This window comes from Vibrio sp. 10N.286.52.F8 (assembly GCF_041468745.1).
Classification (GTDB): Bacteria; Pseudomonadota; Gammaproteobacteria; order Enterobacterales; family Vibrionaceae; genus Vibrio; species Vibrio crassostreae_C.
Window position 1 is genome coordinate 1 of record NZ_JBFRJF010000023.1, and the last position, 12,900, is coordinate 12,900.

Annotated in this window: 14 protein-coding genes and 1 pseudogene; 8 read left to right on the forward strand and 7 right to left on the reverse strand. The window is 45.6% G+C overall.

Annotated elements, in window-relative coordinates; translation table 11 throughout:
• Window positions 1–146: 146 nt before the first annotated feature.
• From AB4133_RS12235 to AB4133_RS12245, 3 genes are all read left to right on the forward strand, one after another.
• Window positions 147–605 (forward strand): hypothetical protein, encoded by a 459-nt coding sequence (locus AB4133_RS12235; RefSeq protein ID WP_372224597.1) that lies wholly within the window; start codon window positions 147–149, stop codon window positions 603–605.
• A gap of 206 nt (window positions 606–811) precedes the next feature.
• Entirely contained in the window at window positions 812–1,093 is a 282-nt protein-coding gene (locus tag AB4133_RS12240) for a type II toxin-antitoxin system Phd/YefM family antitoxin (protein ID WP_011080399.1), read from the forward strand.
• Complete coding sequence (locus AB4133_RS12245) at window positions 1,090–1,377, forward strand: type II toxin-antitoxin system RelE/ParE family toxin (protein ID WP_017064044.1); 288 nt, start codon at window positions 1,090–1,092, stop codon at window positions 1,375–1,377. Before AB4133_RS12240 ends, AB4133_RS12245 begins: the two co-directional genes overlap by 4 nt.
• A gap of 150 nt (window positions 1,378–1,527) precedes the next feature.
• Here AB4133_RS12245 and AB4133_RS12250 read toward each other — a convergent pair whose 3' ends face one another.
• Together AB4133_RS12250 and AB4133_RS12255 are read right to left on the reverse strand one after the other, a co-directional pair.
• Window positions 1,528–1,806, reverse strand: a complete 279-nt coding sequence (locus AB4133_RS12250) for a type II toxin-antitoxin system mRNA interferase toxin, RelE/StbE family (protein WP_017059447.1) — start codon at window positions 1,804–1,806, stop codon at window positions 1,528–1,530.
• Window positions 1,803–2,087 carry a hypothetical protein gene (locus AB4133_RS12255; RefSeq protein ID WP_017059448.1) on the reverse strand — a complete coding sequence of 95 codons (285 nt, stop codon included), beginning with the start codon at window positions 2,085–2,087 and terminating at the stop codon, window positions 1,803–1,805. The genes AB4133_RS12250 and AB4133_RS12255 overlap by 4 nt, the downstream gene beginning before the upstream one ends.
• 185 nt (window positions 2,088–2,272) lie before the next feature.
• Here AB4133_RS12255 and AB4133_RS12260 point away from each other — a divergent pair, with 185 nt between their 5' ends.
• Both AB4133_RS12260 and AB4133_RS12265 read left to right on the forward strand, forming a co-directional pair.
• Window positions 2,273–2,974: a biotin/lipoate A/B protein ligase family protein gene (locus AB4133_RS12260; protein ID WP_372224599.1), complete on the forward strand. Its 702-nt coding sequence runs from the start codon at window positions 2,273–2,275 to the stop codon at window positions 2,972–2,974.
• 105 nt (window positions 2,975–3,079) lie between these two features.
• Window positions 3,080–4,087: a LacI family DNA-binding transcriptional regulator gene (locus AB4133_RS12265; RefSeq protein ID WP_372224601.1), complete on the forward strand. Its 1,008-nt coding sequence runs from the start codon at window positions 3,080–3,082 to the stop codon at window positions 4,085–4,087.
• Window positions 4,088–4,160: 73 nt separating this feature from the next.
• Here AB4133_RS12265 and edd read toward each other — a convergent pair whose 3' ends face one another.
• Window positions 4,161–5,957, reverse strand: a complete 1,797-nt coding sequence (edd, locus tag AB4133_RS12270) for a phosphogluconate dehydratase (RefSeq protein ID WP_372224603.1) — start codon at window positions 5,955–5,957, stop codon at window positions 4,161–4,163.
• A complete protein-coding gene (locus tag AB4133_RS12275) occupies window positions 5,954–6,478 on the reverse strand; it encodes a gluconokinase (RefSeq protein WP_017059452.1) in 525 nt (174 codons plus the stop codon). Before AB4133_RS12275 ends, edd begins: the two co-directional genes overlap by 4 nt.
• 242 nt (window positions 6,479–6,720) lie before the next feature.
• On the opposite strand from AB4133_RS12275, the gene ascF reads away from it, so the two are divergent.
• From ascF to AB4133_RS12290, 3 genes are all read left to right on the forward strand, one after another.
• Window positions 6,721–8,199 carry a PTS cellobiose/arbutin/salicin transporter subunit IIBC gene (gene ascF, locus AB4133_RS12280; protein WP_017064040.1) on the forward strand — a complete coding sequence of 493 codons (1,479 nt, stop codon included), beginning with the start codon at window positions 6,721–6,723 and terminating at the stop codon, window positions 8,197–8,199.
• Between the two features lie 71 nt (window positions 8,200–8,270).
• Window positions 8,271–9,701: a 6-phospho-beta-glucosidase gene (ascB, locus tag AB4133_RS12285; protein ID WP_017059454.1), complete on the forward strand. Its 1,431-nt coding sequence runs from the start codon at window positions 8,271–8,273 to the stop codon at window positions 9,699–9,701.
• 31 nt (window positions 9,702–9,732) lie between these two features.
• Window positions 9,733–10,350: a bifunctional 4-hydroxy-2-oxoglutarate aldolase/2-dehydro-3-deoxy-phosphogluconate aldolase gene (locus AB4133_RS12290; protein ID WP_372224606.1), complete on the forward strand. Its 618-nt coding sequence runs from the start codon at window positions 9,733–9,735 to the stop codon at window positions 10,348–10,350.
• A gap of 90 nt (window positions 10,351–10,440) precedes the next feature.
• Here the strand turns inward: AB4133_RS12290 and AB4133_RS12295 are convergent, their stop codons facing one another.
• From AB4133_RS12295 to AB4133_RS12305, 3 genes and pseudogenes are all read right to left on the reverse strand, one after another.
• Window positions 10,441–11,316 (reverse strand): radical SAM protein, encoded by an 876-nt coding sequence (locus AB4133_RS12295; protein ID WP_017067570.1) that lies wholly within the window; start codon window positions 11,314–11,316, stop codon window positions 10,441–10,443.
• A 217-nt stretch (window positions 11,317–11,533) separates the two neighbouring features.
• Window positions 11,534–12,355, reverse strand: coding sequence for an SDR family NAD(P)-dependent oxidoreductase (locus tag AB4133_RS12300; RefSeq protein WP_102320416.1), 822 nt, complete (start codon window positions 12,353–12,355; stop codon window positions 11,534–11,536).
• Between the two features lie 213 nt (window positions 12,356–12,568).
• Window positions 12,569–12,727: pseudogene (locus AB4133_RS12305) on the reverse strand (enoyl-CoA hydratase/isomerase family protein); the annotation flags it as partial.
• Window positions 12,728–12,900: the final 173 nt, after the last annotated feature.

Consider the following 12,900-nt stretch of genomic DNA (forward strand, 5'->3'; position numbering starts at 1 on the left):
GCGGCTTCGTTCAACAAACGCTTCAACAAAGGACGCAAAAAGCTTGGCTTGCGCTCCTTCGTCGCTAATTATAGCCAAGCTTTTTCGCGCCTGTTAAGCGGGCGTTATATGCCTACGTGGCAAATTTAAATAGAGGAGTATGTTGTATGGGAAGACCAGTAATTCCTAATATGAGAGTTTGGCCGAGAAACCTCAGTACAGCTCAAGGCGGTGGGTTATCAACGTCACAAGGTGGCGGAATGTCTACCTCGCAATATGGTGGTATGTCTACCTCTCAGTACGGTGGAATGTCTACATCTCAATATGGCGGCATGTCAACGTCACAGTATGGCGGACTTTCAACCGCTCAATATGGTGGTTTGTCGACTGCCCAATATGGTGGGCTTTCAACGGCTCAGTATGGTGGGTTGTCTACAGCGCAATATGGTGGTCTATCAACAGCTCAAGGTGGTGGTATGTCAACGTCTTCGAGCAACGTTTACATGAGTAACATTCCCCCGTGGCCTGTCTTTGTCCGCGAACTTGAGGCAAGAGGTTATCATGGTCAAGCTAAGCTAATTCGTTCTCACCTTCCGAAAGAATTATGGCCTGAAAACTACTTTTAATTCGGCATATACAAACTGTTTAAGAGTGATTCGCAACGCGTGGCATTTTTATTATGCGTTGCGTTCAGTGTTTAAGGCGGTATACGGTAGCATCGGTATTGCGTTGCTCACACCTTAACAGGGCTATAACACAAAATCAGGCTATTGCTCAAAATTGCTATTTGAACTATTATTTGTACATTAAATTGTACCATAGGGAGTTCAACATGAGCCGCATCCATTTTGATCAAGATATTCAGCCTTTGTCTGAATTTCGTGCTGGCGTGACGTCATTTATTAAACAGATTAACGAAACTCGCAGACCACTAGTTATCACACAACGTGGTAAGGGTGTTGCGGTTGTCCTTGATGTTGCAGAATATGAAGCAATGCAAGAGAAGATCGAGTTACTGGAAGAAATGCGTACTGCTGAAGCACAATTAGCTTCAGGTTTAGGTGTTTCCAATGAAGACGCTCGTGCTCAAGTATTGGGGCGCATTAAGAAATGAAAGTAGTCTGGTCACCACTAGCATTACAAAAGTTAGGTGATGCAGCCGAGTTTATTTCACTGGATAATCCAGTGGCGGCAGAAAACTGGGTTAATGAGGTTTTTGATAAAACTGATTTACTCTCAAGTATGCCTGACATGGGGCGAATGGTTCCTGAGCTGCCTCATACCAATTACCGTGAAATTTTGTTTGGTCACTATCGCATCATATATAGCCTTAGCCATGAAATTCGCGTCCTCACAGTACGAAATTGTCGTCAGATACTAACGGAAAGTGACGTGTAGCAATTGTGTTATAACAAGCAATTTAAGAGGGATTCACAACGCTTGGCACTTTTGCTCCTACTTCAAGTTAAGTGTTTATGGCACAATGCGTTAGGTTTGGGTGGAGGCGTTGTTCACCCCTTAATTGGGCTAGTTGCCCAGAGGAAGTAATCAATCCATTGGGAACTTTTGTTTCTGGTGGAGTACGCGCATAATTCGGATAATGTCGCCTTCGATCCAATAGGAGACGATCATTGAAATCTCAGGAATTATAAGTAATCGCCCACGAATGCCGTCTCTCTGTACACCCATTAGAGGCTGCTCAAGCAAGTTTTCTACTTTTGTTTCAATGAGGTTGTCAGCGTTTTCTGCCGCATCAGGGTTGAAGTCATAGATAAACTCAAAGATTCTTTCACGATCATTGAGTGATTCTTCTTCCCATAAAATCATTGCTTACCTCGATTACGTATTCTGGCTTTGCGTTCTTCCATTCGAGATTTAGCAGTTTGGTGTTCAACGAAAACGGATTCTCCTGAGTCAAACTTCTCAAATGCTAGGTTTACTTGTTCAGTTAGCCATGCATCGTGAGATAATGTCTGTCTTTGTTGCTCAGCGAGTTGCTCAGTAAGCTCACGGCAAGCACCACTCAGTGTGCGACCTTGGCTCTCAGCCATCTGTTGAGCTAGGCGTTTTGTTTCTTCATCAACACGAAATTGAATTCTAGTGTCCATGATGTATTCCTTTATTGGTGTGTGTACAAATGTTAGCACTCACCTTTGAGATGGGCAACTGACAAGCTACTATGGCGCCAATAACTAACTTTTGGTGCTATGTTTCATCGCACATAGTCCCATATCTCGTCAACCATTGCAGAACGTTAAATGATAGGTCACCACAATCTGTAGAGGAAAGTGCATTGAAGTTAACCAATAAACTCGTACGTTACCCGCACATTGATGTTGATCGTGCGTTTGAAAAAGAAGCTGAATTATTGCAGCAAATTCAGGCGGGTGAGGTTGGACAAGCCTTAATGCTGTGGCAAGCAAAAACGCCGACACTCGTTTTGCCCGCAGGTAAGAAGTGGCCAGTGACGGTCGAGTCTAGAAAGCAACTCGCGGCACAAGGCTGGCAACTCACCTCACGTAAAACGGGTGGTGCTCCCGTTCCTCAACTGCCGGGGATCATTAACTTATCGCATATTTATCATTGGCCTCGTGATGAAGCCTACAACATCCAAAAAGCGTATCTACATCTGTGCAATGTCTTAACCCTGTTTTTTAAAGAACTGGGCATCGATGTGGATGTACACGCGACTCCCGGTTCTTATTGTGATGGTGACTACAACCTCAATATCAATAAACAAAAAATAGTGGGCACGGCGCAGCGTGTTTTGCTTAAACAAGGGGGCGGCCAAATCGTACTTTCGCAAGCTTGTATCTTGTTGGATGTCGACCTAGAGAACATCGTTGCACCCGTAAATTTTTATAATCAAGTTTGTGGAAATCCAACCGTGGTGGACGCGCAAGTTCATACTCCGTTGTCCGCACATCTGACAAATCTACCCAACGTAGACTCACTCTTTCGGCAGTTAAGCCAAGCTTTCATCAAGCATGCGTAATGCCGACCTTTCGTTAACGCCATGCTAATTTGTCGGATGGGTTGAACTTGAGGCGGTGAGAACTTTATAATGTTACTTGTAACATAATAAAGAGTTCAAATAGTTATGACAGAACAGCAGAAGAAAACTCGAACCACACTTCAAGATGTTGCAGACAAAGTGGGGGTCACAAAGATGACCGTCTCTCGTTACATGCGCAATCCCGATTCAGTCGCAGCCAAAACTCGCGTTAAAATTGCTGCGGTTATTGAAGAGATGGGATACATCGAAAACAAAGCGCCAGCTATGCTCTCTAAATCGTCGAGTAAAGCGATCGGTATCTTGCTCCCTTCGTTATCAAACCAAATCTTTGCCGCGTTTGTTCAAGGTATCGAAACGGTTACTAAAGAGAATGGCTACGAGACGTTGCTTGCTCACTTTAGCTATGATGCTGTGGAAGAAGAGGAAAAGATTGCTTCGCTGCTTTCGTATCAAGTTGATGGGTTGATATTGACGGAAAGCCACCACACCCCCCGCACGTTACAGATGATCAAGAATTCAGGTGTTTCTGTTGTTGAAACGATGGAACTCCCAACCAATCCGATCGATATGGTTGTTGGCTTGGACCATATTGATGCTTCTTACCATGTCGTGAAGCGAATGATTGAAGCTGGTAAACGCTCTATTGGTTACTTTGGCGCTCGATTGGATGCGCGAACCAAGTTGCGTTTACAAGGCTATGACAAAGCGATGTATGAGGCTGGATTAGAGCCTAAACACGTGTTGACTGAACAGCACTCTAACTTCTCTTTGGCTGAAGATCTGCTTGATCGCGCTCTTGCGGATTACCCAGATCTAGATGGCGTGTTCTGCACCAATGATGACATCGCGATAGGTACCTTGCTCATTGCCCAGCAACGTGGAATCCAAGTGCCGCAACAGCTATCTGTGGTGGGCTATAACGCGTTAGATATCGGTCAAACCATACGCCCAAAACTGACTAGCGTGGATACGCCACGTTATGAAATAGGTAAGAAAAGTGCCGAGCTACTGCTTGCCCGATTGAAAGGTGAGCCAGTCACGGAAACGGTAGTGGATATGGGCTATCGCATCACGGATGGCGAAAGCGTTTAACCAAGTATCGTGGAAACGGAAAGGGGCATCGAAATGATGCCCCTTTTGCTTTTACATTTAAGCGATGACACAGTTAGACGATAAAACTCGCCCCTTGTTCTGCACTCGAAACGCTTTGGCGCATCACGCTAAATAGGTTGCGCCCCATGGTTTGCTGGTTAGCGTCTACCTCAAACACCTTCGCTTGGCGAGACTGCATGTCGTTGAGGTTATTGAGTTCGCCACTCGCGCAATCTAAGCGCAGGATATCGCCTTCGCGAACAAGCCCAATAGTTCCTCCTCGAATGGCCTCTGGTGAGACATGAATCGCGGATGGGATCTTTCCTGAGGCTCCAGAAAGGCGCCCATCAGTAACCAGAGCCACTTTAAACCCTTGTTTCTGAACATTACCTAGAATCGGCATAAGCTTGTGCAGTTCAGGCATACCGTTCGCAGCTGGGCCATTGTTTATTACCACAACAATGCAATCTTTGTTGAGTTCACCTCGTTGATACGCGGCTTCTACCTTATGTTGGCAATCAAAAACTGCCGCAGGTGCTTCTATTACACGTTGCTCTTCTGCAACCGCTGACACCTTAATCACTGCGTTGCCAAGGTTCCCTGAAAGGACTCGCGTTCCGCCTGTGCTTTGGAATACCTGTTCTTGGCCTGCAATTACCTCTGCATCTGCCGACTGTTTGCATTTTTTCCACGTTAGCTTTCCATTTTCAAGCTCTGGAATACTCATTTGATCTTCAAACGAGCCAAAGGTAGGTGTGACATCTCGGTGCAGTAAGTTGGCTTGATCTAAACGGCGTAACAGCGCGGGAACTCCTCCTGCCGCTTGGAACGCATTCATATCTGCTGGGCCGTTGGGATAAACTCGAGCAAGTAAAGGCACTACATCGGATAGATCGCTGATGTCTTGCCAAGTCAGAATAAATCCTGCTGCGCGTGCTACCGCGACCATGTGAATGCTGTGGTTGGTACTGCCACCTGATGCGAGTAGGGCAACAATGCCATTGATTAAGCTTTTAGCGGTAAAGACTTCAGAAAGTGGGCGGAAGTTTGCGGCTTGTGGTGTCATTGAAGCAATTTCAATGGCGGCATGCTGAGTGAGTGATGCGCGCAATTCAGAGTCAGGGTGAACAAACGCTGAGCCCGGAAGCATCAGCCCCATCGCTTCAAATACCAGCTGATTGGTATTGGCTGTGCCGTAAAAAGTGCAGGTGCCCGCTGAGTGATAAGCGTTGCACTCCATATCCAGTAAGGCACTTTTCCCTACCTTACCAGCCGCGTATTCTTGGCGAATATGTACTTTCTCATCATTGTTGATGCCCGTTGCCATCAAGCCCGCCGGAACAAAAGCGGTGGGTAGATGTGCAAAAGAGAGCGCGCCCATCAGTTGTCCTGGAGCTATCTTGTCGCAAATACCAAGTAATAGGGTTGAATCAAACACGTTGTGACTCAGTGAAAGAGCGGTCGATTGAGCAATCAAGTCCCTTGAAAACAAAGACATATCCATGCCTGGTTGCCCTTGAGTTACCCCGTCGCACATCGCAGGAACACAGCCCGCTACTTGAGAGGTGTGGCCGAACTTAGCTAACGCCTTTTTGATCTGATCTGGATAGTGTTGATACGGCTGGTGAGCGCTTAACATATCGTTGTAAGAGCTGATTAACGCCACATTGGATTTAGTGAGATCAAGAATCGAGCGTTTCTCATCGGAGCAAGAAGCTGCGACAGCATGAGCCAAGTTGCCGCAAGAAAGCCCTTTACCACCTTTGCCAGCAGAGGCTTGGTGTTGGGTTCGGTTTAGAAACGCTTCATGAGTCTCTTTGCTTCGTTCAATTAATCGTTGAGTCACCGCTTGGATGGTTGGAAGGGTCATGCTGTTTCTGCCTCATCAGTCATTGAAAGCACAATCGCAGCACAGTCCACAACGTCATCAATATCGCCATCAATGCTGATGACAACCGTATCTGGCTCGTGATCGGGTCTTTCTAATGTTTCGAACTGGCTTTTAATCATGTTCTCTTTCATGAAGTGGCCTTGGCGCTGACGCATTCGATGCAAGATCAGGTCAATGTTGCCATCTAAAAAGAGAAAGGTGAGGTTTTTGTTCCCTTCGCGAATTTGGTCGCGGTACTTCTTCTTCAACGCAGAACACACAATAATGCCGTGCTCATTTTTACTTTCTAGGCTGTACGCTGCATCACGAACGCGTTCCAGCCATGGAATGCGATCATCATCATTAAGAGGTTGGCCTGACGCCATTTTTTGAATGTTTGCTCGAGGATGAAGGTCGTCACCATCAATGAACTTACGCCCAAGTTTTTTTGCCAACTGCTCGCCTATCGTGCTTTTCCCACAAGCACTGACACCCATGACGATGACACTACTACCAGCCATAACTCAATCCTCTTAACAAATTTGCGCGTGATCTCAATTTTGAACATCGCTTGTAAATATGGCTTTATCTTATAAGCGTTACCGGTAACATGTTACCGGTAACTTAAGGAAGTGTGATGAAGGACACAAAACAACAATTCACAACAATTGTGATTGTTTTTGCATCCTACTGACGGAAAATTAGTCACATCTCACTATATTCGCGTTTAAAAATCACTGGAAAGAGATCTTTGGGGGATAAAATGGCCAACGATTACCGCGCAATTGCGAAATCTGTTGTTGAGCATCTTGGGGGCAAGACAAATGTGGCTGCCCTAACACACTGTATGACTCGACTACGATTCGTTTTACACAGCCAAGATGGCGTCGATATTAACAAGCTAAAAGCACTGAAAGGTGTGATGGGTGTTGTTGATAATGGAGACAAAGTACAAGTTATCATTGGTAACGAGGTATCGTATGCATACAAAGAAGTGATGGCGCTTTGTGAGCTATCCACTGTATCTGAGTCAGAGGTTCCTGCTAAAAAAGAGAAGCTAACGGCTAAGTCAATTGGTGCGAAAATGTTGGACGCACTGGTTGGTACCATGTCGCCTCTTATCCCAGCAATCATTGGCGCTTCAATGGTCAAACTGCTCGCCATGGTACTTGAGATGCTGGGCTGGGTTGAGCCAAATGCACCTACCTTGATTATCTTGAAAGCGATTGGCGATGGCGCCTTCTTCTTCCTACCGGTTATGGTTGCCGCTTCCGCATCGATCAAATTCAAGACCAATATGTCTCTTTCCATTGCGATTGCCGGTGTCTTAATCCACCCGAACTTTATGGAATTGATGGCGCAAGCAGCAGAAGGCAAGCACGTTGATTTCTTCGGTATCCCAATCACGTCAGTGAAATACACCTACACGGTTATTCCTGTACTTGTGATGACTTGGGCTCTTTCTTACATAGAACGTTGGGTAGATAGCATTACCCCTGCTGTGACTAAAAACTTCCTGAAACCTATGCTTATCGTATTGATTGCAGCTCCGGTTGCTATCGTACTTATCGGTCCATTTGGTATTTGGGTTGGTACTGCACTTTCAGCGCTTGTTTACACAATTCATGACACATTAGGTTGGTTGTCGGTTGCTATCATGGGCGCACTGTGGCCTCTACTTGTTCTTACTGGTATGCACCGTGTATTTACTCCAACGATTATTCAAACCATTGCTGAGACGGGTCGTGAAGGTATGGTTATGCCTTCAGAAATCGGTGCCAACCTCGGTATGGGTGGTGCGTGTCTGGCTGTTGCTTACAAAACCAAAAACAGCGCACTAAAGCAGACATCATTAGCCGCAGGTGCTTCAGCTATCTTCGCCGGTATCTCTGAGCCTGCATTGTACGGCGTGCTTGTTCGTCTGAAACGTCCACTTATCGCAACAATGATTACTGGTTTTATCGTAGGTGCATTAGCGGGCATGGGTGGCCTTGCGAGTCACTCGATGGCAGCACCAAGCTTGTTTACGAGTGTTCAGTTCTTCGATGTGAATGACCCAATGAGTATCGTTTGGGTGTTCGGTCTGATCGCATTGTCTATTGTTCTGTCATTTGTTCTAACCCTAGTTTTAGGCTTTGAAGATGTTCCAGAAGATGATGCCGATGAGAAAGCAACTTCAGAGTCAGCAAACAAAGAAGCTGGTAAGGCAGAAGACAAGCCGACAGTAGTGTCCGCGTCTTAATTAGAATTGATTAATTTATTCAGTCACCTTACTTCAGCGTAAGGTGACTTTTATTGTTTCCGAGGTATTCGATGTCAAACATTCAATTTCCCGAAGATTTCTTATGGGGCGGCGCTATTGCTGCAAACCAGTCTGAAGGCGCTCACTTAGCGGGTGGTAAAGGCCTAACAACCGTAGATATGATCCCTTATGGTGAGAACCGCATGCCAATTAAGCTTGGTCAGGTTGATAAGGTGACGCTCAGCGAAGACGAGTTCTACCCAAGCCATAACGCGATAGACTTTTATCACCGTTACAAAGAAGACATCGCCTTGCTGGCAGAGATGGGATTTAAAGTCTTCCGCGTATCCATCGCTTGGAGCCGAATCTTTCCAAAAGGTGACGAGCTAGAGCCGAACCAAGCTGGCTTAGATTTTTACCGTGATGTTTTTGAAGAGTGTAAGAAATACGGTATTGAGCCGCTCGTTACCTTGTGCCATTTCGATGTGCCTATGCACTTGGTCAACGAGTATGGTTCGTGGCGTAATCGTAAGATGATTGAGTTCTTTAGCCGTTACGCGAGAACCTGTTTCGAAAACTACAAAGGCTTGGTGAAATACTGGTTAACTTTCAACGAAATCAATATTTTACTAGCGAGCCCGTTTTCTGGTGCTGGATTGTTGTTTCAGGAAGGCGAAAATCACGATCAAGTGAAGTACCAAGCAGCTCACCATGAGCTAGTAGCAAGCGCTTTGGTAACCAAGATTGCCCATGAAGTTGATGAGCAAAACCAAGTGGGTTGTATGCTGGCGGGCGGTAACTTCTATCCATATTCATGTAAGCCAGAAGATGTGCTGATGGCTATGGAAAAAGACCGCGAGAACCTGTTCTTTATCGATGTTCAATCGCGTGGTTACTACCCATCTTATGCTCAAAAAGTGTTTGATAACAAAGGTGTGGTGCTTGAAACACAAGAAGAAGATTTCGAGATTCTGAAAAATACTGTCGATTTCATTTCTTTCAGTTATTACGCTTCACGCTGTGCTTCCGCTGATATGAATGCAGGAAATACGAGTGCAGCGAACGTCGTTAAGTCCATCAAAAACCCTCATCTTCCAGCAAGTGATTGGGGCTGGGTCATTGACCCTACAGGTCTTCGAATTACGATGAACACACTCTATGACCGTTACCAGAAACCACTTTTCTTGGTAGAAAATGGCTTAGGTGCTCGTGATACCTTGGATGACAATGGAGAAGTGAACGATGATTACCGCATTGATTACCTTCGTCAGCACATTGTTGCGATGCATGAAGCAATGGAAGACGGTGTACCATTGATGGGTTACACACCTTGGGGTTGTATCGATCTTGTTGCGGCGTCGACCGGAGAGATGAGCAAGCGCTATGGGTTTATCTACGTGGACAGAGACAACCTAGGCAATGGTACGTTAAATCGTATTCCTAAAAAGTCATTCCACTGGTACAAAAAAGTGATCGCAAGCAACGGCAGCGACTTGGCTTAATTTGTCTGTTTGATAATGAGAGGAATGAACAATGAAAACAATTGAACAGCGACTCAGAGATATTCGCATCGTTCCGGTGATCGCCATTAATGACGTTGCTCAGGCTGTGCCGCTTGCGAAAGTATTGGTTGAGAATGGTTTGCCTTGTGCTGAAGTGACATTTCGTACAGAAGCGGCAGCAGAGTCGATTCGTTTGATGCGTGAAGCCTACCCTGAGTTACTGATTGGCGCAGGTACTGTGCTGACTACAGAGCAGGTGGATACTGCCATTAATGCGGGTGTTGATTTCATTGTCAGCCCAGGTTTGAATCCAACAACAGTCAAATACTGTCAGCAAAGAGGGGTTACGATCGTTCCTGGAGTGAATAACCCAAGCTTGGTTGAACAAGCAATGGAAATGGGGCTTAAGACACTAAAGTTCTTCCCAGCAGAGCCATCTGGCGGTATTCCTATGTTGAAAGCGTTGACGGCTGTTTACCCGGTTAACTTTATGCCGACAGGCGGTGTAAGCCTAGCGAACGTTGAGTCTTACTTAGCACTGAAATCAGTCGTTGCCTGTGGCGGTACTTGGATGGTACCGACCGACAAAATGGACAAGGGTGATTGGGATGGAATCGCAGAATTAGTCCGAGCGGTCGGCTCCAGGTAGTTCGATAGAGAGCGACATAACTAGAAAATGAAAGGGCCAGCTGATACTGGCCCTTTTTGTGGCTGCTTCAAACGATGTAGAGGTTACTCGTTACCAAGCAAAGGTTTTAATGACGTTTTGCTTAGTGATTGGGTTGTGAGCGATGTCTTGATTAATCTTATCAAGAAACGGCTTACGAGCCTGAGGCAACATGCCACGCATTGGTGAGATGTTATTGCCGTGGTCACCCCAGTAGTAGCAATCGAAATCTTCTAGGTTTTCGAGCAAGTATTTTTCTTCTTCCAGAATCTGCAATGGCGTTGGTAAAACAAACTCGCCACGGTTTACTTCTTTTTCCAATACCGATCCCGGTTGAACGGCTAAAGCCATCGGTGCAATCGCATCTGGCTGCATGATGTTCAACAAGCTGGTGGTATTAATCGCATGCTCTATAGAACGCTCTTTGCCGCCAAGGCCAAAGATGAAAGAAGCCAGTACCTTGATGTCTGCTTCACGGGCTAGGTTCATTCCTTCAATCGCATGCTCACGCGTCATGCGCTTTTGAATGCGTTCAAGCAAAATTGGGTCACCGGACTCCAAGCCGGAATAGGCCATGCTTAAACCTGCCGACTTAATCTCTTTTAATTCAGACAAGCTCTTACGACGGAAGTCATTGAACCCTGAATACAGAGAAATGTTCTTGATCTCTGGGAAGGTGATCTTGATGTAATCCAGAATCGAAATCAGCATCTCGGTTCTAATCGCCATCACGTTACCATCGACTAAAAAGATAGACTCAACATGCGGGTAGATTTTTCTCGCCGCATCAATATCTTCAAAGATGTCTTTGATGTCTCTTACTTTGAAACGCTTATCATCAAACATCGTGCAGAAGGTACACTGGTTATTACTGCACCCCAATGTTGTCTGGATGAGTACGCTCTCTGCTTCCATCCAAGGACGATAAACTTTACCTTCAAAACGCATAAATGCTCCTCGGCCGTAGCCTGTGTTGTTTCGACGGGGGCAAGTTTAGCAATCTGCATCTTGGGTGATAATTGGGCAAAGCGGGGAATCAGTATTAAAGAAATCTTAATAATCGAAAGAGCGCGCAGTTCTTTGTCTGTATAGATAGAACTGCGGCTTGGATTGTGTGTGTGGTGGTGGGGGGGAGTGTTAGTGGTCGTTTTTTACTAATGAATGATCAGTGCGTAACGCACAGCTTTTCTTCGAGTAATTGATTAAGCACTGTCACCAGCTTGTGGTTCTTAGTGTTGTCTAATGCGTCGGCGTGCGGGTCTTTGAACAACCCAGAATCATTATCAAAATATTGACCAGAAGCGTTGGCAAACTCATCACTGAGCGCAGCACGACAAAGAATATCGGCTCCAATCGCAAGGTCGTTGCCATCAACGCCATAAGCATCTTTCACTAATTTACTACCAAGGAAAGAAGCTGGGTTTACAGGGATAATTGCGGTGCCTTTGTCTAAAAGAGTATTGGCTAATTCGATGGACCACATCGTTAGCGCCAGCTTACTTTGCGCGTAAACCGGACCATCAAGTTCGCCCGCATTCGGACTGATTAATGCATCTAGATCTACGGGTGCTTGGGCTGCTGAAGATAGGTTGACGATACGACCTGTCGCATCAAAAAGAGGAAGCAGCTTTTGTGTCAGTAGATATGGCGCAATGGTGTTTACGACAAAACGCACATCAAGATTGTCTGGAGTGGTGATGTCCGACACCTTATACACACCTGCGTTGTTAATGAGTATATCGAGTCGTTTGTGATCGCTTTTGATTTGGGTTGCGAGCGCCTCAACTTCAGAGAGCGTCGATAGGTCTGCGATGTAGCTTTCGATGATTGCATTCTTAGACAGGCGAGACAGAGCGGTCACGACTTTATTGACCTTAGCTGGGTTGCGGCCATGAATTAGAACATGGTGCCCTTGCTGCGTTAGTGCTTTTGCGGTCTCTAAACCAATGCCATCCGTGGCACCTGTGATCAGAATTATTTTTTGCATATTCCGTCCTTCAAAAAATAGTTTGAACAACGTTGTTATAACAAAGATTAATGACACATAGTTGCATTTGGCTCACAAGCTGAAGACTCAAATGTGAGTCTATGGGGCAAATAATGACCATTTTAACACTTGGTGGTTAACCGTTGGCGTTTAACGATTAAGTAAGACAATGGGTCAGTTTGTGACTGACCCAAATTAAGAGAAGTGACCGAGTTATTTGATGTCTTGAACGTTCATAACCAGAGTTTCCCAGTTACGTTGGTTTTCCATATCGTGCTCTAGGCCTTGCTCATCGGCAATTTGGAAGCGCTTAACCGCAGGGGTTTTGCTCGTAGCTTGATACAACCAATAAGCTTCCGCTTTGAGTGCTTCGGCTTCGTCAGCATCAAAGTCTCTTGCCCTTGAACATTCACAGTACCGAAGTCAAAAGTGACGGTAAGAATTCCATCCTCGGCTTGAGCTTTAAACGTTGTATAACCTTGATATACCATTTCCATATTCCTTCTGAGAGATTTCATTTCAGCCTATTCAGTGTGAATGCGACC